The sequence below is a fragment of the Chitinophaga agrisoli genome, assembly GCF_008386695.1.
Classification (GTDB): Bacteria; Bacteroidota; Bacteroidia; order Chitinophagales; family Chitinophagaceae; genus Chitinophaga; species Chitinophaga agrisoli.
Window position 1 is genome coordinate 1,950,925 of the sequence record NZ_VUOC01000002.1, and the last position, 20,168, is coordinate 1,971,092.

Consider the following 20,168-nt stretch of genomic DNA (forward strand, 5'->3'; position numbering starts at 1 on the left):
AATCTCAAATATGCCTACTGGTAGCCTCTCCTGCCTTTGCCTTAATTTTAGCTAAATAAATATTTCATTTAGCAAACAAAGTAAAACTCATACACATGGCAAAGCAAACAGGCGTGATCAAATTCACCGGCAAGCTGGGTAACCTGATCGGTTACCGCCGGAACGGCAAACACTGCCTCCGCACCATGCCGGAGACGGTAAGACAAACAGTGGCTACCCGGCAGGCAGCCGCACGGTTTGGTGTTGCCAGCCGCAAAGGAAAGCTGATCCGCAGGGCCATTGTGCCCCGCCTGGATATACGTTGCAATGGTACGCTGGTAAACCGCCTGAACCGGGCGCTTATACTTACCTGCAAAAATAATATGCAAACCTTGGAGGGCTTTCGTTTCAACCCGCATACCGGCTTAGATAAGCTCATCCCACAATTGCCTGTGTACACATCCGCAGGCATATTACACCTTCCCGCCCAGGAGCTGCCCAAACCAGGAACCGCTACCCACCTGGAGTTCTGCGCTATAGCCGTACGCATCAACTTTACGGAAAGGCGGGTGGTACATGTAGAAGAAGCCACTACCCTCATAGACCTGCGTACACCATTCACCGGGCTGGACTTGCCTATATCCGCACCGGGCAAAGGCGCCCTGTTATTAGTATTGCAGGTACGGGCCTGTACGGCGCACAACGGTATCATACAAGCCTCCGGAGACCGCCGGCAGGTAGCGGCAGATATCATCACCGTAATAACGCCTGCAGCTGTACAAAAATGGGAAGGGAAAGTGAAGACCAGGAAACAACATACACCAGTATACAAACCCGGTAATTCAATGACTGGGTACAAACACACACTAAAACAAGCATTGCCAGCCAGCATAACAGGAGCCACTCCTGCGCCGGTGTTTAAACTGCAATTAGAATAAGCCCCGCACGCCTATATTCAACATTCATTTATTTAGTTTATTATTCCGGGAGCGCCCCGCTCCGGAGGCCCTATGTCCGGTAGTCTCAAAATCAACTTCTTGATCACAAATATGCGCCAATGCCATCCCGGAATAAGACCTTTTTACACTCCCCACAACGCTCATCAATACTTTTTTCCATGCTGGATGACATCTCATCCTACCCTAACAATAAATCCTGATCAAGTCCACCTTTTTAGCAGTGTACCTACAGTTATCTCAGGTATTCCATTGTGTCATGGCTATTGGTATCTCCATCATTTGACCTTCTTGGAAACAATAACTTGTACTTCAAACTATTCTTTACCCACTTCACATTTCCATCGCTGCTATAGAAAAAATACCGCCCATCTGGCGAAAAATACGGACAAAAATCGCGGGTCTTTGTATTGATAGATGGCCCCAGGTTTTCCGACGGCAGCCACTTCCCATCTAAGGGATTGTGCCGATAGTTTTATATTATATGCCATTGGCCTTTTCAAATGCCTCCATTGCCTGCTGAAAGGCGGCCTCTTTTTTATACACCGATCCATACATTTTCTGCTTATCCATGCCCAGCTGTATCAACTTGTCCAGCGCTTTCTTCGCTGTCTCTTCATCATGGTCACGGGTAAGGGCCTGTTGTTCGATCTCCTGCCGGTCATAAAGATGCAGGTCTTTAAGCGCTGTGTAATAATCTGCCGCCGCCTTTTTTAATGCATCCCCCTGTTGTGTACCTTCTACCGGCAGGCTGGTTATATCATTGATGATCTTATTGAATGCCAGCTCTTCTTTATCCACCGCCAGCAATGCCCCTTTGAAATCATGTTTTATCAGGCATTTCAGCTTTTGCTCATCAAGTCCCCCTTTGCTGACCAATATATCCAATGCGCGACGCTCCTGCTGATCGATCGTTTGCTTAAAATCAATGGCCTTTTGGGGTTTACAGGCTGTAATGGCCAACAATAGGGTCACTGCGATGTATATATGCTTCTTCATTTTCACGCTCATTTAGATTGTGATCGTTAACAGACAATCCGCCCAATAAGTTAGGTAATTCCTGCAAATTGTGAAACTAATGTGTTGAAATTTTGCGTTATCCTTTTTCTATGATGACCAGGTGGCCTATTGCTCCAGTAACGGCAATGCAGCATCTTTCCTGGCCTCCGTTTCCATTTGAATGATCACTTCCGGTATTGCCGCCCGTTCCAGGCAATCTGTAATACCACATCGCTCACAAGTGGTATGTACCGTTACAACCGGGATAGCGGCATCGTTAACAAACGGCATGGCATGTATCAGGTTCTGATCGATCAGCAACCCTATGGTCACACTTACGGCATCTGCGCTATTGAGAGATATGGGCTTTGCAATGGAAAAACATACATACCTGTTATGGGTTTGCCAGTACTGGGAGATCTGAACATCTATAAGCGGAGACCGGTATTTTTTTGCTTTCACCAAGGCCGCCACCCGTTTAATGGATTTGATGGATACCCAGCGGTGGCAGTAATGCTCATGTAACGCATTGGCATAAGGATTATGCAGCTGCGACAGATGCAGCTCTTTTGTCATCTCAAAGCGGTCGGTGGCTATATTCCCATTCATCCGCAGAAAGAACAGGTTCTCAATACCAAAATGTTTAGGCAGGATATTGGTTAACCGCTGCATCATCATCTCCGGCGTTACATCATAAGCAGACATCAGTTCTGTAAATGATCTGGCATTCCATTTATGCTGACTAAGCACCCGCTTCACATCATCAATAAAATTGCCTTCCGGCATTAACAAGGCAACGCCAAAATAAGAGGCTTTGAAATTGTTAAGCATCATATCAAAGGACTCGCTCCGCCTGCTCACGGTTTCATACGGCCGCTCCGTAAGCGCCAGGAACTGGAACCCCAGTTCGCGGGCCAGCAGGAATTTTTCCTGTGTCTGGCTCAGTCCCTTGTTAAGGAATAGAACTTTGTTCCGGGTGGAATAGTAAGAACGTAATGCCTGCAGGGCCTCTATACCAGCCATCTTCTTCCGGTTCACCTTTATGCCCATATTGCCAAGGACGGCTTCCAGTTTGGCGCTCACAACCGGCGTTTGCTCCTGCAGATCATACTGGGTTTTAAACGCCGCTACCGCCTGTTCTATCTCTTCAAAATAATTGTTATTCAGGTCCTGGTAAGAACGAAGGGCAGATTGGTAAAAACTCTCTTTTGATAATTGATAGCTCCTGGAGATCTTTAAAAGCGTGCTGATAAAAGCGGTTACCTTATCCGGCGTATTGGAAAAAAGGTCCAGCAGGGAAGCCGGCGATAAACCAAAATGTTCCCAGGGGACCGCGTTGATAAAATCAGAATTGATCAGGTCTATAATGGGTTGCAGCTTCTTATTGGCCCTTAATGAAACAAGGTAATCGTAATCCACCCCCAGGGTTTTCGCCAGGGCGATGATCTTATCCGCCTTGGGAAACTTTTTCCCGGTCTCAATATCATGCACATAGGAAATGGAAAGACCCGCCTGATCGGCCAGCTGCTGGTAAGACAATCCTTTTTCCTGCCGCAGTGATTTTACTTTAAGTCCAAAGATGAGCCTAATACTATCGTTTCCAGAGATCATAATACCTAATATAAAGTAAAAAAAGGTAACTCATCGAAATAAAAGAGTTTAGCGAATTTTTCGCTTTTAGAATATTTTCCTATATTTAGTCAAAATTTGCAGATATGACTAATTCCACGCTTATTCCGGAACGTCATTTCGTACATGACGCCGTTGAGATCAATGGTCCCTTACCACCAGCCTACCAAAACATACTCACTCCCCATGCCCTTACCTTCCTCGCTGCCTTGCACCGGCGGTTTAATCAAAACAGGAAGATCTTATTAACAGACCGCGAAGAGCTCCAGCTCAGGATCAATAAAGGATGGACGCTCCATTTTCCCCTGGAGACCACCGCCATCAGACAAGGTAAATGGCGGGTCAATCCCGTACCGGCAGACCTGCAGGACAGACGGGTGGAGATCACCGGCCCCGTAGACCGCAAAATGATCATCAACGCCCTCAATTCCGGCGCTAAGATCTTCATGGCTGATTTTGAAGACAGTAATGCGCCCAACTGGGATAATACCATACAGGGACAGATCAACCTAAAAGACGCCATCAACGGCACTATTAGCTATACCAATACAGAAAACGGCAAAACATATGAGCTGGCAGAACAAACGGCCACTCTTATGGTAAGGCCCCGCGGATGGCACCTGGTGGAGAAACACCTCCTGGTCGACAATGAACCGGTAAGCGCCAGTCTGTTCGATTTTGGGCTCTACTTCTTTCACAATGCCCATACCCTGCTGGAAAAAGGCAGTGGCCCCTATTTCTATCTGCCTAAACTGGAGCATTATAAAGAGGCGCGGTTATGGAACGATGTATTCCTTTTTGCACAAAACTATTGTAACATACCTTCCGGGACCATTAAAGCCACCGTGCTGGTAGAAACCATCCTGGCGCCTTTTCAGCTGCATGAGATCCTGTGGGAGCTCAGGGAACATTCCGCAGGTATGAACTGTGGAAGATGGGACTACATCTTTTCCTTTATTAAAAAATTCAGGACCATCCCCGGTCATATCTTCCCGGACCGTTCACAGGTAACCATGACCGTACCCTTTATGCGGGCCTATACCCAACTGGTGATCAGGATCTGTCACGAGCGGGAAGCCCACGCTATTGGCGGCATGGCCGCGCAAATACCTATTAAGAATAACCCTGTAGCCAACGAAGCCGCCCTCGAAAAAGTAAAGGCGGATAAACTAAGGGAAGTACAGGACGGCCACGATGGCACCTGGGTGGCGCATCCCGGACTGGTACAGGTAGCCCTGGATCTATTCAACCAATATATGCCAGAACCTAACCAGCTGCACCGGAAAAGAGAGGATTTTCACTGCACGGAAGAAGCGCTGCTGCAAGTACCGGAAGGTACCATAACAGAAGCCGGTATCCGCTCCAATATCAATGTTGGCATCCTTTACCTGGAAAGCTGGTTACGCGGCAACGGCGCGGCCGCCATCCACCACCTGATGGAAGATGCCGCTACCGCAGAAATATCAAGAACCCAGATCTGGCAATGGCTGCATGCCCGTGCAAAACTGGTTGACGGCAGAACTTTTGACCACGAATTGTATGAAAGCCTGCGGGATGACGAAATTGAGCAGATCCAGCAAACAGTAGGCTCCCTGCAATATCAGCAAGGTTATTATATACAGGCCATCTGCCTGTTTAACAAGCTGGTCGTACAGGAGAGATTTGAAGAGTTCCTTACCCTCTCCGCTTATGATATCATCCTTTCCAATAGTGAACGGAAAGTCTGTACGGAGTCCCTTACCGGCGCCCCCATACTAAAACTGGTAAACACTGCAACCCCTGTAAATAAGATCTGAATTGTAAACCACGCTAAAAAACAATGTATGAACACTACCTCCAAGTCTTTGGAAATGGAAAACGCATGGAATAACCTTCCCAGATGGCAAGGCATCAAACGGCCTTATTCCGCCACAGATGTGCTGAAGCTCCGTAGTAAGGTGGATATCACCTATTCATTGGCCCGTAATGGCGCTGAAAAATTGTGGACATTACTGCATGAGCAAACCTTTGTATCCGCTCTAGGCGCTTTGACCGGCAACCAGGCCATACAGGAAATAGTAGCCGGTTTAGACGCCATTTACCTCAGTGGCTGGCAGGTAGCTGCGGATGCTAACCTGGCCGGCGCTATGTACCCGGATCAATCCCTTTACCCGGCCAATTCTGTTCCGGACGTGGTTAGGCGCATCAACAATGCCCTGCTGCGCTGCGAGCAGATAGATTCTGTTAACGGGGATAATTCCAAAGATTGGATGCGCCCCATCATAGCCGATGCAGAAGCCGGCTTTGGCGGCAACCTGAATGCATTTGAGCTGATGAAAGCCATGATCGAAGCAGGCGCCGCAGCGGTGCACTTCGAAGACCAGCTATCAAGCGCCAAAAAATGCGGCCACCTGGGCGGTAAGGTACTGGTGCCCACGCAGGAAGCTATTCACAAGCTTATTGCGGCCCGCCTTGCGGCGGATGTAATGGACACGCCCACACTTATCATCGCCAGAACAGATGCAGAAGCGGCTAACCTCTTAACCGCCGATGTGGATGAAAGGGACCTGCCTTTTATTACCGGCCAGCGAACAGCAGAAGGCTTCTACTACGTGCGGAACGGGCTGGATCAATGCATTGCCCGCGGTATTGCCTATGCGCCATATGCAGACATGATATGGATGGAAACCTCTCACCCGGATCTCAAAATGGCCGCAGATTTTGCCCGCGGTATTCACGAAGTTTATCCCGGCAAACTGCTTGCCTATAATTGCTCCCCTTCTTTTAACTGGTCAAAACATCTGACCAGGCCGGAAATGGAAACCTTCCGGGAAGAGCTGGCCGCATTGGGATATAAATTCCAGTTCATTACGCTGGCGGGTTTTCACGCGCTCAATACATCTATGTTTGAGCTCTCGAGGGCCTACAAAAAATTTGGCATGGCAGGCTTCTCGGAGTTACAGCAGAAGGAATTTGCCCTGCAGGAAGATGGGTTCAAAGCGGTAAAACACCAGAGTTTTGTTGGTACCGGTTATTTTGATGTAGTGCAGAATATTGTGCAACAGGGCGCATCCTCTACTATAGCTATGGCCAATAGTACGGAGAACGCACAGTTCCATTAAGACGCACCTATAAATAATGCATCGCCGGTCGCGGCACGGTGGCTGGCGATGCTATCACCATATTAACTCTTTATCATGATAATTTTCCGCGTACTATCCGTGCAGCCTTTTCGTTTGATAGCTTATGTCCGGGATCACCCTACCCTATTCCATCACCGTCGCGCTATTGCTGGCGGCCGCCGTTGCCCATGCGCAGGACCCGCATTTTGCGGGCGTGCAGGAGCTAAACATCTGGTACAACCCCGCTTTAAAGACCAATAAAGATGCGGTGGCGAATATCCGCCTGCGTAATGTAAATTACCCTGGCATTATTTCCTATTCCAGCAAAGCGGCCACCATTGAGCTCCCTTTGCTCAGTAAGGAAGATAAGGGTGATGATGCTACCGCTTTTGTGAACCTGGCGGCAGGGGGCAGCACAGACAAGTCAAACGATAATTTCATGAGCACATCCACCGCCATGCTGGCCCTTTCCTATGCACTGCCGTTAAACAATAACAACACCTATATGGCCCTGGGCTTCCAGGGCAATTACAGCTATAGCCGCGTAGGCACAGGCAGCTACTACGAGATCCCTAACCAGTTTGATAAATATGGGGCGCTGGCTGCCGTCATGGCCGCAGACCCCTACCAGTCCGGTTTCAACCACGGCTATTTTACCGCCGGTGTGGGCGTAGCCCTTTTCCATACGGAAGAAGAAAAACAGTGGTATATAGGTGGTTCCATCCGCCATTTTAACCGGCCCTATAGGGAATGGTCCCATACAACGCGCTTACCCGCCAATGACGGCATTCAGGGGGGGTATACGGCCGCCATCAGTAGCGCGGATAATATAAGCGGTTACGGCAATTTCACCTGGCAGGCCGGTACCAGCGAACAGATCGCCGGCATACGGTATTCCCGCTACCTGGACGATAGTACCCGTAATGCCTTCTTTATCGGCGTCAGCTACCGTGCCGGCGATGCGATCATACCAGATGCCGCGCTACACTTCGGGAAAAGCCAGCTGGCCTGTTATTATGAGCTCAATACTGCTCATCTCCCTTCCGGCCGTTACCCCCGCAGGACCTGGGAACTGTCTTACTCGCTGATTTTGTGAACATTGCGCGAAAATTCGTAAAATTGTGATCAGAAACCTGATCCTGTAGCGGCACCCTATCTGTGCTACTGGAGATTAAAATATTCTGATCAACATGCAGCATCCAATTACCACGGAAAGACTATCCATAGACATACTATCAGTAAATGATCACGACTTTGTATTAGAATTGCTCAATTCGAAAGGCTGGCTGGAGTTTATTGGAAACAGGAACATTCATTCAAAAGAAGAAGCGATCACCTACATCACCCAGATACTACTTACCCCTAATCTTACTTACCGGGTTGTAAGGCGCAAAGAGGACAATACACCCATTGGTATTGTATCGTTCATAAAACGTGATTATCTGACTCATCATGACCTGGGTTTTGCATTTCTGCCACAATTCATGGGGTTAGGTTATGCGTATGAAGCCGCCCGGGGAGTGATGCTGCAAATAATGCAGGACCCCGCACATGCACATCTGCTGGCTACCACCGTTCCCCATAACACAAGTTCTATGCGGTTATTGAAGAAATTAGGCTTCCGGTTTGAAAAGGAAATAGAGATCAACCATCAGCCGTTACATGTATATTCCGTAACAACTAACGACCTCTGACCCACGCCCGAGAAAATGCCACAACAAACGTAGATTCTGACACTTTTGCCCGCTTGCGCCGATAGAACTTTGCAGTATAAATAACATTGAAATGAAAATTATACTGACAGGTTCATTAGGCAACATCAGCCGACCGCTCACAAAAGAGCTGGTACAAAAAGGACACGCCGTAACCGTTATCAGCAGCAAGCCGGAAAGGCAGCAGGACATTGAGGCACTGGGCGCCATTGCGGCTATTGGCGTATTACAGGATACAGTCTTCCTCACATCCGCTTTTAGCGGCGCCGATGTGGTGTATTGTATGATCCCGCCGGCTAATGCTACAGAGCCAGACCGCATAGCTTATTACCGGGAAATTGCCACTAACTATGCCCAGGCCATTCAACAGGCGGGCGTAAAACGCGCCATTTATCTCAGCAGCTTTGGCGCGGACCTGGATAAAGGCACCGGCATCATCCTTGGCGCACATCATGCAGAGATGATCCTCAACCAGTTGCAGGATACGGTTATTACGCACATACGCCCTACTTACTTTTACAACAATCTATTTATGTATGTGGGGATGATAAAGCGCCTGGGCCGAATCGCAGTCAACTACGGCGGGGATGATAAGATCCCGATGGTCTCTCCCATTGATATTGCTGCTGCTATTGCCGGAGAGATCGAAAAACCGGCCGCCGCAAACCAGGTAAGGTATGTATCCAGCGGCGAGTATACCGGCAACGAAATAGCAGGTATGCTGGGCGCGGCCATCGGCAAACCGGATCTAAAATGGCAGGTGATCACGGACCAGGAAATGCAACAAGGTTTGGAAGCGAATGGCCTCCCCGCTAAACTGGCGGCTGGTTATACAGAGATGTTTGCCAGCCTGCGCAACGGCCTGTTATCCGGTGATTTTCACCAGCACGCACCGGCATTGGGTAAAGTAAAGCTACCAGACTTTGTGCCCGCATTTGCCGTCCTATTCAACCAGAATTAATTATCTTGATGTATGAGCAGCACCCATATCTATAGGCTAAGAACGATCTCGGAATATCACCAGTTCAGGGGCTTACCAAAGCCGGAACATCCTTTGATCAGCGTAATAGACCTGGAGAAGATCCAGTTGCAAGCCAGGGAACCGCAAAGCCTTACGCAGGATTTTTACGCCATTGCCCTCAAAAGGGCCGTAAATGCGAAGATGAAGTATGGCCAGCAGTCTTATGATTTTGACGAAGGTATCATGTCCTTCCTCTCTCCTGGCCAGATCTATGCCATCGGCGGGGATACGCCGCTGTTACATTCCGGATGGCTGCTGCTCATACATCCTGATTTTTTGTGGAATACCCCATTGGCCAAATCCATAAAACAGTACGAATATTTTGATTACGCCGTGCATGAGGCGCTGTTCCTGTCAGAGAAAGAAGAGGCTACCATCATCGGTATCATGCGGCATATTGAACAGGAATACCGCGCAAATCTTGATAAATTTAGTCAGGGCATCATCATCACCCAAATTGAGCTATTGCTTAATTATGCGGAGAGGTTCTATAACCGGCAGTTCATCACCAGGAAGATAGCTAACCATAAGATCCTGGAACGCCTGGAGGCAGTGCTGGCTGCCTATTTCAACAGTGATGACCTGCTAAAGAAAGGATTGCCCACCGTACCATACATTGCCGAAACACTGAACGTATCGCCCAATTATTTAAGCGGCCTGCTAAAATCATTAACCGGCCAGAGCACCAAACAACATATACAGGACAAACTGATCGATAAGGCAAAGGAAAAGCTATCCACCACAGATCTATCCGTAAGTGAGATCGCCTACGAATTAGGATTTGACCGCCCGCAGTCTTTCAGTAAATTGTTCAAGACAAAAACGAGCCTGTCGCCATTGGAGTTCAGACAGTCGTTTAATTAGCTATAAGCAGAGCGCCCATCTACGGGAGCGCCCTGCATAAAAGAAATTATGGAATTATCCGTTCAAAGATCTCAAAAGGCTCCTGCACGCCATCTCTGTAAGCGCCAATCCCCATCGACACAACCGCATTGGGAATATAATACTGGTTGTTACTTAGCAGAAAATAGCTGTTGGTGCCATTTTCAATACTCATTACCTTTTTGTTGTTATCATTGGGATCATAGCCTTCTATGGCATACAAGATAAAAGCAACATCCGGGGGTGCCAGCGTGGCCGGATCAGGCAGTTCAATAAATCCGCTGAACCGGTCTTTCCGCACTCCTTTTATCATTTTGTCGGCCAACGGGATATTGACGCTCGCATAATCATATACGCTTATTTTCAGGTCCATTACATCGGGTAAACTAGGATCCAGTGTAACCACGCGCACCAGCATGTTATCAGGCGACGACGGTTTAGCCGTGAGGTCATCAAATAATGCGGCGTCTCCCGTATAATAAAATTTGGGCAAACTGATCGTTTTGGTGGCTTCTACCGTAATTGTAGTATCTGTGAGTGCCTTTTGTGTGGTCATATTAAACAGCACCAGTTGATGTTCCCCTTCTTTTATAAGGATCTTCTGCGTGGTGTAAGGTTTATCCACACTAAGGGTGTCCCGGGTCTCACCGTCCACTTGTACGAGCAAAGGAGAAGCCTCCCCGGAAAAAACAGAGCTAACCTCCAGGCTTCCAAACCCAACGCCCCTGATATCCTCCCCTTTATTACAGGAGAAGAACAAACCGGACACCACTAGAAGGCTTACCGGTAATACGATATATTTTTTGATGTTGATCATTTCCATGTACTTTAAAAACGGTAAATAAAATTCATGCTGTAAGTAGTGCCAAAACGGTAACGGCGTACCACCCTGTCATAATCCTTGTTATAAGAGGTGCCTTTAGGGTCTTTTTGTCCGGGCAGCAACGCATCCCCTTCGCCGGGATAACGCTCTACAGAAGTCAGCCGCAGATCAAATCCCAGAGGATTACCTTCATCAAACTGGTTCTTATAAAAGATCTGCTCCTGGTTCAGCAGATCAGTGATGTTCAGCTTCAGCTCCGCACGTTTATTCTTCAGGAATTTATAGCTCACCTGCAGATCAAGCAGGTTGCGGGAGTTCTCATACTCATCTTCCCCACGGTCCGGAGAGGCAAATACGATACGTTTACCATAGCGGTTATAGGACAAATTCACGTTGAAGGAGCTGCCTGCATACAATAATCCGCCGTTAACGATGTAGGGCGATTGACCGGCAAGCGGCCGGTCGCGTTTGGGGTAGATCGGTTTTTTGTTTTCGTCAACCGCATCATTCGGGTAGAAGCTAACATTCGCATCCAGCCAGGTGAAATTGCCCGACAAATAAATATGGGACATAAAACCGGATGAGGGTGCGATGAAGTTCAGGGATTTGCGGAAATCCACTTCCAGACCCTTGTCAAGCGCGCTTTCCAGGTTTTTATAATAATAAACGGTACCACCACCGCCAGATGAAGGGATGATCAGCATCTCAATAGGGTTATGGAAATTCTTATAGAAACCAGACAGGCTGATCACTTCGCCGGGTGAAGGATAATACTCCAAACGAAGGTCCACATTTTCTATGTTAGTGGTTTGCAAGGAAGCACCCTGCACCATTGAAAACAGATCATAATCCCAATACGCGAAACTGGATAGTTCACGAAAATCAGGGCGGGCCACCGTTTTATACCAGGCGGCGCGTACATTCATTTTATCCGTGAGGGCATATATGGCATTGACAGAAGGCAACCAATCCGTCTGTTTAACAGTGGTCACCTTTTGCGCCAGCGTGCCATCGTCCCCTTTCACGAGGCCATCATCCACCTGCTGATCGTTGTGCTCCGCGCGCATACCGCCAATCAGACGCAATTGCTTTAGCAGCTGCAGATCCAGCATAGTATAAAAAGCATTCAAATGCTGAGCGCCATTATATCCGCCCGCCGATTGGGCAGTTGCAGCATTCTGCCCGCCGGCATTCAATGGATGTAAATAAAGATAAGTGGCAAAATTCTGCTGGTTAAGGATCTGGTCATATGGCAGGCCGTTAAAATCAGGCGCGTCGCTAAACGAATACATGCGGTACAGATCAGCGCCAAAATCTGCTGTCCGGTATTTGCCCTGGTAACCGGCCTTCAACGACTGACTGAGGTGCAGTAAATGAAAAGGCACCCGCACGTTTGCCGCCCAATTGTAAACCCTTTCGGTCAGCTCAGAGTAGAACAGGTTGCCATTCCTCAATTGGTTATCGTTCAGATCAATGGTCTGGTAATCCGGCGGAAGATTATCCAACGGGTGCCCACCCACCCGGGCGACCAGGCGGCTATAAGGCTGATCACGGTTTACGCTGCCCGCAGAAACAAACCAGTCTGCTTTGATCCCGTTCTTGCTCAGCACATGTTCTCCACCCAGCTGCGACTGGAAAAGCTGGTTAATGATCGTAACGTTGCTGTAATTGTCCACACGCTGATCAGCATTGTCAATATTTTTACCCGTGTACTTCCACAGTACATCGCTAAACTTCCGGTTATAGGTATTTTGCAGGGTGATCTTATTTTTACCAAACCGGTAGCCCAGGTTCAGGCTGCCGCCCAGCGTGGTGGCATAATTGTTTGCGGTGCCTTTGTAGTTAAAAAACGGCAGGCTGACCATATCCCGGTTCTCAATGGTCTGTTCATTGCGATAGGTAAGCGCGGCAATTATTCCCAAACGGCTTTCGTTTTTAAAAGGGATCACCCTGCCTAACTGTAGCTGATAGTTCTGCATAGGCGCTGCTACATATTTTTTGAGCAGCCAGTTGTCCGGCATACTCCCCAGGAATTGATGCATTTTCTGCCGTGTGGGGTCAGTGGCAGGTGCGGTGCGGTCAATGCTGCGCTCCAGCCCATTATATTCCCCAAAGTCCATGCCGGCCGGCTTTTTATGGATCTCTGACCCAAACCCGATCCAGGCATTCTTTCCGCGGTCAAGCCCAAACATATCCTTACCCGTACTCTGCGTATTATACCCGGTGCCAATGGTCACCTGGTAAAAATTGGAATCGGGGATATCTTTGGTCTCTATCTGTACCAGCCCGCCGGTAAACTCCCCGGTCAGATCCGGTGTGGCCGTCTTATTTACCACAATACGGTCAAGGATGGCGCTGGGGATCATATCAAATGCAAAGTTCCGGCGGTTAGGTTCGCTACTGGGTAATTGCGCGCCGTTGAGCAGCACGTTATTATACCGGTCACTCAAACCCCGTACCACCACATACTTATTATCCGAGATCTGTAAGCCGCTGACACGTTTGAGCACCTGTGCGGTATTATTATCCGGCGTGCGGCTGATCTGCTCTGCTGTGATCCCGTCAGAAACAGCTGCATTATTCTTTTGCCTGGCGTATAACCCTTCCACAGAAGCCTTGCTGTAACTGGATGTTACCACCACTTCTGATAAGGCATTTGTGGATAGCTTCATGCTGATGTTCAGCGATGTGCTTCCATTTTCCGCCACCACAACACTGGTAATTCGCCGGGTGCGGTAAGAAACATAACTTATCTCCAAAGTATACGTGCCGGGAGCAAGGACCAGGGTATAGTTACCATCCACACCGGTTTGCGTGCCGGCGCCGGTTTCGATCACTTTTATATTAGCGCCGGGTAGTGTGCCGCCTTTTTCATCCAGCACCTTACCATACACCTTACCCGGTTTGGGCGGCTTGGGCAATGCCGGCATCTTTGTTACGGCTATCATCCAACCGGATTGTTTAAAACGTAGCCGCTTATCAGTGGCTATTGCTTCCAATACCTCATAGAGACTGGTAGTCTTTGTTGACAAGGAAATATGTTTGATATCGCCAATCTCTTCAGCGAAATAAAAACTAAAGCCGGATTGCCTTTCAATATCATCCAGCAGATCCCTGACGGAATGGCCGTTGCCGTTGATCTTTATTTTGACCTCCTTAAGGTCCTGAGACTTTAGGCCTGATGCCACCAAAACCCCTGAAGCGGTCAGGGTAATGATGAGAAACAGGAACATTAATCTCGACATATGACACAGGAATTTAATTGCCCTTTTTTTTGTAAAATTGCACATAGCTTTATTTATGGATTTCGTGTATTGATCTGCACTGGGACCGGACTAAAGCTTACCGGAACGGAGGAGGTGAGATTCCTTCGTTCCTTTCTTTTAGAACGGCTTATGGTTGTTTGAATGGGTCTTTGTTATTGCATATTTTCATCGTTTAAGGTGAATACTATTATTTCCAAAGAGTGATGACCCTTTCTTTTATACTATATTGAAAACCTCCACTGGCAGCCAGCATTTCCATTACATGGGAAATATTTTCTCCCTTTATCCGGAAGTTCAGCGTTTTCTTTTCCAATGCAGGCGTTTTAATATGGATGGTCACGCCATAGATCCGCTCCAGCTGCCGGCACACTTCCCGCAATTCCTTTTCCCTGAATACAAATGCTCCCTGTTGCCACGCAACATATTCCGCCGGTCCAACGGTTTCATGGCTAACCGATCCTGTTTGCCGGTCATAAGTGAGCTGCTGGCCGCGCGTAAGCACGTAATGGTCAGATGATGCGCCGGCTTTAACAGCTATCTTTCCGGTGGTAACCGTTACCGCCGCATCTGCATCATCCTGATAATTCCTTACATCGAATGCTGTTCCCAACACCTCTACGGCAAGCTTACCAGCATGTACAATGAATGGATGGTCCTTATCATGGCTCACTTCAAAGTATGCCTGCCCTTCGAGATACACCTCGCGGCTTTTCCCCGTAAAAGAAGCCGTATACCTGATATGGCTGGCGCTGTTCATCGATATCCTGGAACCATCTTCCAGCGTGATAATTTTACGCTCGCCACTGGCGGTACTGTTTTCAGCATACACAATATCCTGCACCCCGGGCGCCTTCGAATGCTTATTGTAGAAAAAGATAGCGCTGAAAATAACCATCGCTATGGAAGCGGCGGCCAGCCAGACATACTTAAAACGTACGTGCTTTTTAGGCGGAAAGAACCTGGCATGTAAAGCTTGCTGAGACGCCTGCTGTTCTATAGCCAGCTCCTCATCAGAGACCTCTTCTCCCCCAACATCCAGCCGGGCCATCCAGCGGGCCAGCATTTCCTTATCACCAGTGCCGGCTGCACCCTGCAGTATCTTTCTGTATAGTTCGTTAATTGGATCTTGTTCGTCTTTCATATTGTTTTTATTAACTATCAAATCATATCCCCCTGCCCTATATATAAAAAGCAGTACCAGGGCAAATACCCCACAAGTTTTGTGTTAAGGAATTGTTACCAACTTACACCCGTCCGCACAGCCTTTCAATTGCTGTCGTTTTCTACAAGCGTTCAACATGTTCTATAGCTATGAAATAAAGCGCCTTATTGCTTTGAAGGGGATATTAAGATGATCAGGAGATCAGCCAAATAATAAACAGCAGTTCTAATGCGGTTGGGTTATAGGTTTCTGTAGATTTACGGAGGCGTCCGATGGCCCTGTCTAACTGGTTCCGGACCGTTTTGGGGGAGAGATTCAATTTGTCTGCAATTTCGTTCACTGAATAACGCTCGTTCCTGTTCAGCAGGAAAACTTCCCGCATCCGGTCTGGCATTTCTTCTACTGTTTTATTAATAGCTGCCAGCAGGTCTTCGTAATAGGCGTCTATATCCCGCAGTTCCATGGGGTCAAACTGGACCGCTGATACTTCATTGGCAGCATATATCCTGAAATCCTCCAGGTGTTTTTCACGGAAACCTTTTGTGCGGAAATAGGTAGATAATTTAAACCAAAGTCTTTTATGGAGCCAGCCATTTAGCTCGTCGCCAAAATTCAGTCTTTCCCGTTTCTCCCATAGTTCGATGAACATTTCCTGAACGAGATCATAGGCTTCCTGCCGGTCCCCTATTTTTCTGTAGGCTAGTTTACGCAGCACCGGCCAGAACCGCTGATGCAGCTCCTCAAAGGCTGTATAGTCTGATGTACGGATCAGACTTATAAGTTCTTTGTCCCCGGTTTGTCCCATGCGGACAAAAATAGAAGCTTTTGTATTAACTCAATGTTAATAAACGTTAAGACTCCCACCCAATTACTGCGGCGGAAAATTAGCGCCCCAGGTAAAGAAACAATTACAGCCCTCTTCCGGGCAAGTGATCCACCCTTTCATGGAGCTTAGTTCCGTATCCGGTTCACACATCAATTGATGGTTATCAAAATCATGCCCACAACCCTTACAAATGGTCTCAGGCTCTTCATCAGCTGACTTTTTTAGCCTGGCTGTTTGTAAGATCAGTTGCTGGAATAAATTATCCATATCCACTTTTTCAACAGGACGGGCGCCTGATTCAAAAAAGATCATGGAGTTAATATCAGCAGTTCTCCCGCTGGCTTGTAATGCATTGTCCAGGTAAGTATGCATTTTATAACAAACGCCATTTTTTATGGCGGCGTTTGTTGTATTGCTATCCTCAAAAAAAATAACAATAAACCAGGCCTCATGCTTTCTGGGGTCGTAAAAAAGTGAATACTCGGAAGCATTGGGTGTAAGCGGGCGATGGATAGCAAACATTTGTGCCACTATTGCTTCTATTGTATCAGCTATTAATTCATTCTTACTCATATATTTACAGGTTTATCAGGATACTTTTTCGCAGGCTGCCTTCAGTTCCTCAAGCGATTGCTGCATATCTTTGTCAACGACCTTGTTGAGCGATCTTTTGAAAACTTTTGTCAGCCAGCCCTCCATGCTTTCACTCACAGTAACAGTAGTAATACCGTCCACTTCCTTAAAGTTCCAGTTGTGAACGGCATAAATACCATACACTTTCCCCGTCCAGCCCAGGTTTGAAAAAGGCATCACCGTATGAAGGATGGAATGGATCTTACTGCCTCCCGCTTTCCAATCGAAACTGGTATCGGGCATTAATGCGCCGTTTATTTTCGATCTGCTGACGGAGGACATCCATTTACTCCAGTTATTAATATCTGTAAGCATATTCCAAACCGTTTCAGACGAAGCTTTTATATTGATGGTTCCTTGGCAGTAAACGGCGGCATTTTCATTTGTTGGCAACATGATAGCGTTATTTGTTTGTTGTAAATTCATGTTGCAAACATCTCAAACAATTTATTTTCTTCTCTTGACAAATATCAAGAATTTACGTCTTTCCTATTTTCTTTCTGATGCGGCTCAGGGTTTCCGGTGTGATCCCCAGCATTGACGCCAGGTATTGTAACGGCACCTGGTTAAAAAGCTCCGGCTGCTGGTTAAACAACAACTGGTACCGCTCTTCCGCTGTCATTGATAACAGGGCAAAGATCCGCTCTTCGAGGAAAATAAAACAGCGGGCAATAAACAACTTTTCAAGTTCATGCCAACGGGGGATCACATTGGCAATGTTCTGGTAATCCTGCTTTGTTATTGTATAGATCTCACAGTCGCTTAATGCCTGTATATTATAGCGTGTTGGCTTATTAAAGATCAGTCCACTCAGATCAGTGAGAAAATAGCCTTTGGATGAGATCCACTGCGTGATCTCTTTTCCGTCTTCCAGCGCATAGACCCTGATCAATCCTGATTTATGGAAACTTAATTTGTTGCAGATCTTTTCTGTCCTCAGAAAATAATCTCCTTTTTCCAGCGTCTCCAGGTGAAAGCAGTCACTGATCCTGGACACTTCTTCTTTGCTCACCCCAAAATAGGAATGAATGTATTGCTCCAGCTCTGTCATTTATTAAAAATATATCGAAATATTAAAGCATTAAAGCATTATTTTTATCCGCCCACTCAAACCCGTGTTTTTATGAAATATATCTGCTACCTGTTACTCTTGTGTTTTGCCCTGCCCGTTATGGCGCAGGATACAACTACCTACCTGGAGCAAAAAGATATCCAGTACCGTACCGGCGAGCTTACCGATTATATGAAAGAACGCTGCCGGCTGGATATTTACTATCCTGCCAGGCATGCGAACGTTCCGGTGATCATATGGTTTCATGGCGGCGGCTTAACGGGTGGCAGTAAACAAATACCTGATGAGCTAAAAAAACAGCATATGATCATTATTGCTGCCAACTACCGGCTAAGCCCTAAGGTCTCCTGCCCTGCTTATATAGAAGATGCCGCAGCGGCGGTAGCCTGGGTATTTAACCACGCAAAAGACTACGGAGGCGACCCTGCCAGGATAGTAGTATCCGGCCATTCCGCCGGTGGTTACCTGGCAGAGCTGGTAGGCCTTGATAAGGAATGGCTGGCCAAATATAATATTGATGCCAATCGCATTGCAGCGCTCTTCCCCTTCAGTGGACAGGCTATCACCCACTTTACCGTGCGGAAAGAAAGAGGTATACCCGAAACGCAGGCTATTATCGATAAATACTCCCCTTTATACAATGTACGTGCAGATGCGCCGCCGCTATACCTGTATACCGCCGACCGTGAACAGGAGCTGTTTGGCCGCTATGAAGAAAACGCTTACCTGGCACGCATGATGAAACTGGCAGGCCATAAGAAGACACATTTGTACGAGTTTGACGGGTTTTCCCATGGGGATATGCCCGGACCGGGATTTCTGTTGATGCTGAAGCAGCTAAATGCGGATTTTTGGAAGCTGAAATAACAGGTAGAGCAAATGAAAATATACTTTATCATCCTGGCTACAATCTTCCTGATCATTATGGGAATTTACTTTTCGCGATACATCGGCTATAAATCAGTATACAGGAGCTATCAGACCATCTCCGAACTTAAAGATCATGAAAGCTATACTATCAAAAAATTAACCGGGAAAGAACTGTATTATCAATCCGGACTAAGGTTTGCAGATACCGGGAAGGACGACAGCGGATCTCCAGGTTATATCTATTATGATACCCTTCAACATAATCTCTGGGTTGAAACCACAGAAAGACTAGACCGCAAAGACGGCCACCTGCCTTACCCTTTTGAAGAATGGCTGAATATTGACCTGAACGGGAACACCATAGCAGTAAAGCCGGACAGCAGTATGCTAAAAGCGCCCGGCGTGGTATTAAAAAGTGACATCAGTAACACTTACAAATGGGATGACCTAAAGACCCAATTCTACCTGGAATTCTTTTTCAAGGAAAAATTCAACTGGAGCTCCCTTAACCCATTTAAAGGCATAGGTTCTTTAAACGGCGCATCTTCCCATACCTGGAAAGGGATGGCTTATTTTAAACTGCTGATGCAGAAAAATGCCATCCATTTCAGGATAAATACCGCCAACATCACTAACTACCAAATGGAACTGTACCGTCTACCACCCCAGTACACAGATAGAGAAACCGTGTTACTTTACATTCACGACAAATACTTTGACAAGAAGGAAACAGGCTTGTACCTGATAACAGGGAAATCGAAGAATTAAGGCCCCCCCTTATCCAATAAACGGCAGTATCTCACTATAGGGCTTACCTACAATAAGGCCATACAGCGCAAGCAGGAATAATACCCCTACGATCAAAAGTGCAATGGGTTTGTAACGAAAAACGATCCCTTTTCTTACTGTGTATTTATAATACAGGAATGTACCCAGCAGGTATAAGCCAGTGAACCCCAGCATAATCCAATTTACCATCATATTAATTGATTTTTAGTTTTTTGGGTGGCTACTCTGAACGCTACAAACAATCCAATAAACACAACCAGTATCCCTGTTCCTACCTGGGTTAAATATTGGGCTACCCAGCCTATAAGTATGGCTACAATGCTGATGTTCCCATGTGTATCGGGCAGAAACATTTTGCCGGAGAAGATGTAAATGGCAAATATGGTAAATACTGTTAACCATACCAGCGCATATACATAATGTAGGGGATTTGTACTGAAACGTCTGC

The 20,168-nt window shown here is 47.1% G+C and carries 19 protein-coding genes; 9 read left to right on the top strand and 10 right to left on the bottom strand.

What is annotated here, in order from left to right; translation table 11 throughout:
* Positions 1–95 precede the first annotated feature (95 nt).
* Positions 96–917, top strand: coding sequence for a hypothetical protein (locus tag F0L74_RS15165; RefSeq protein ID WP_149838687.1), 822 nt, complete (start codon positions 96–98; stop codon positions 915–917).
* Between the two features lie 498 nt (positions 918–1,415).
* Here F0L74_RS15165 and F0L74_RS15175 read toward each other — a convergent pair whose 3' ends face one another.
* Together F0L74_RS15175 and F0L74_RS15180 are read right to left on the bottom strand one after the other, a co-directional pair.
* A complete protein-coding gene (locus F0L74_RS15175) occupies positions 1,416–1,934 on the bottom strand; it encodes a hypothetical protein (RefSeq protein WP_149838688.1) in 519 nt (172 codons plus the stop codon).
* A 126-nt stretch (positions 1,935–2,060) separates the two neighbouring features.
* Complete coding sequence (locus F0L74_RS15180) at positions 2,061–3,545, bottom strand: XRE family transcriptional regulator (RefSeq protein ID WP_149838689.1); 1,485 nt, start codon at positions 3,543–3,545, stop codon at positions 2,061–2,063.
* Positions 3,546–3,649: 104 nt separating this feature from the next.
* On the opposite strand from F0L74_RS15180, the gene aceB reads away from it, so the two are divergent.
* From aceB to F0L74_RS15210, 6 genes are all read left to right on the top strand, one after another.
* The gene (gene aceB / locus F0L74_RS15185; RefSeq protein WP_149838690.1) at positions 3,650–5,359 is read left to right on the top strand and encodes a malate synthase A; all 1,710 of its coding nucleotides are present in this window, start codon (positions 3,650–3,652) and stop codon (positions 5,357–5,359) included.
* Between the two features lie 27 nt (positions 5,360–5,386).
* Positions 5,387–6,664, top strand: coding sequence for an isocitrate lyase (gene aceA / locus F0L74_RS15190; RefSeq protein WP_149838691.1), 1,278 nt, complete (start codon positions 5,387–5,389; stop codon positions 6,662–6,664).
* 124 nt (positions 6,665–6,788) lie between these two features.
* Positions 6,789–7,760, top strand: a complete 972-nt coding sequence (locus tag F0L74_RS15195; RefSeq protein WP_149838692.1) for a PorP/SprF family type IX secretion system membrane protein — start codon at positions 6,789–6,791, stop codon at positions 7,758–7,760.
* Between the two features lie 94 nt (positions 7,761–7,854).
* Positions 7,855–8,358 carry a GNAT family N-acetyltransferase gene (locus tag F0L74_RS15200; protein ID WP_149838693.1) on the top strand — a complete coding sequence of 168 codons (504 nt, stop codon included), beginning with the start codon at positions 7,855–7,857 and terminating at the stop codon, positions 8,356–8,358.
* 91 nt (positions 8,359–8,449) lie between these two features.
* Complete coding sequence (locus tag F0L74_RS15205; RefSeq protein ID WP_149838694.1) at positions 8,450–9,337, top strand: NmrA family NAD(P)-binding protein; 888 nt, start codon at positions 8,450–8,452, stop codon at positions 9,335–9,337.
* A 12-nt stretch (positions 9,338–9,349) separates the two neighbouring features.
* Positions 9,350–10,261 (top strand): helix-turn-helix domain-containing protein, encoded by a 912-nt coding sequence (locus F0L74_RS15210; RefSeq protein ID WP_149838695.1) that lies wholly within the window; start codon positions 9,350–9,352, stop codon positions 10,259–10,261.
* Positions 10,262–10,307: 46 nt separating this feature from the next.
* Here F0L74_RS15210 and F0L74_RS15215 read toward each other — a convergent pair whose 3' ends face one another.
* From F0L74_RS15215 to F0L74_RS15245, 7 genes are all read right to left on the bottom strand, one after another.
* Complete coding sequence (locus tag F0L74_RS15215) at positions 10,308–11,096, bottom strand: hypothetical protein (RefSeq protein ID WP_149838696.1); 789 nt, start codon at positions 11,094–11,096, stop codon at positions 10,308–10,310.
* A gap of 11 nt (positions 11,097–11,107) precedes the next feature.
* Complete coding sequence (locus F0L74_RS15220; protein ID WP_188316016.1) at positions 11,108–14,347, bottom strand: TonB-dependent receptor; 3,240 nt, start codon at positions 14,345–14,347, stop codon at positions 11,108–11,110.
* Between the two features lie 208 nt (positions 14,348–14,555).
* Positions 14,556–15,509 (bottom strand): FecR family protein, encoded by a 954-nt coding sequence (locus F0L74_RS15225; RefSeq protein ID WP_149838698.1) that lies wholly within the window; start codon positions 15,507–15,509, stop codon positions 14,556–14,558.
* Between the two features lie 214 nt (positions 15,510–15,723).
* Positions 15,724–16,335, bottom strand: coding sequence for an RNA polymerase sigma factor (locus F0L74_RS15230; protein ID WP_149838699.1), 612 nt, complete (start codon positions 16,333–16,335; stop codon positions 15,724–15,726).
* 63 nt (positions 16,336–16,398) lie between these two features.
* Entirely contained in the window at positions 16,399–16,929 is a 531-nt protein-coding gene (locus F0L74_RS15235; protein WP_149838700.1) for a protein kinase family protein, read from the bottom strand.
* 15 nt (positions 16,930–16,944) lie between these two features.
* Entirely contained in the window at positions 16,945–17,415 is a 471-nt protein-coding gene (locus F0L74_RS15240) for an SRPBCC family protein (RefSeq protein ID WP_149838701.1), read from the bottom strand.
* Between the two features lie 52 nt (positions 17,416–17,467).
* Positions 17,468–18,040: a Crp/Fnr family transcriptional regulator gene (locus F0L74_RS15245; protein ID WP_149838702.1), complete on the bottom strand. Its 573-nt coding sequence runs from the start codon at positions 18,038–18,040 to the stop codon at positions 17,468–17,470.
* A 72-nt stretch (positions 18,041–18,112) separates the two neighbouring features.
* On the opposite strand from F0L74_RS15245, the gene F0L74_RS15250 reads away from it, so the two are divergent.
* Both F0L74_RS15250 and F0L74_RS15255 read left to right on the top strand, forming a co-directional pair.
* Complete coding sequence (locus F0L74_RS15250) at positions 18,113–18,928, top strand: alpha/beta hydrolase (protein WP_149838703.1); 816 nt, start codon at positions 18,113–18,115, stop codon at positions 18,926–18,928.
* 12 nt (positions 18,929–18,940) lie between these two features.
* Positions 18,941–19,699, top strand: a complete 759-nt coding sequence (locus F0L74_RS15255; RefSeq protein ID WP_149838704.1) for a hypothetical protein — start codon at positions 18,941–18,943, stop codon at positions 19,697–19,699.
* Positions 19,700–19,708: 9 nt separating this feature from the next.
* Here F0L74_RS15255 and F0L74_RS15260 read toward each other — a convergent pair whose 3' ends face one another.
* Positions 19,709–19,912, bottom strand: coding sequence for a hypothetical protein (locus tag F0L74_RS15260; RefSeq protein ID WP_149838705.1), 204 nt, complete (start codon positions 19,910–19,912; stop codon positions 19,709–19,711).
* Between the last annotated feature and the right edge of the window lie 256 nt (positions 19,913–20,168).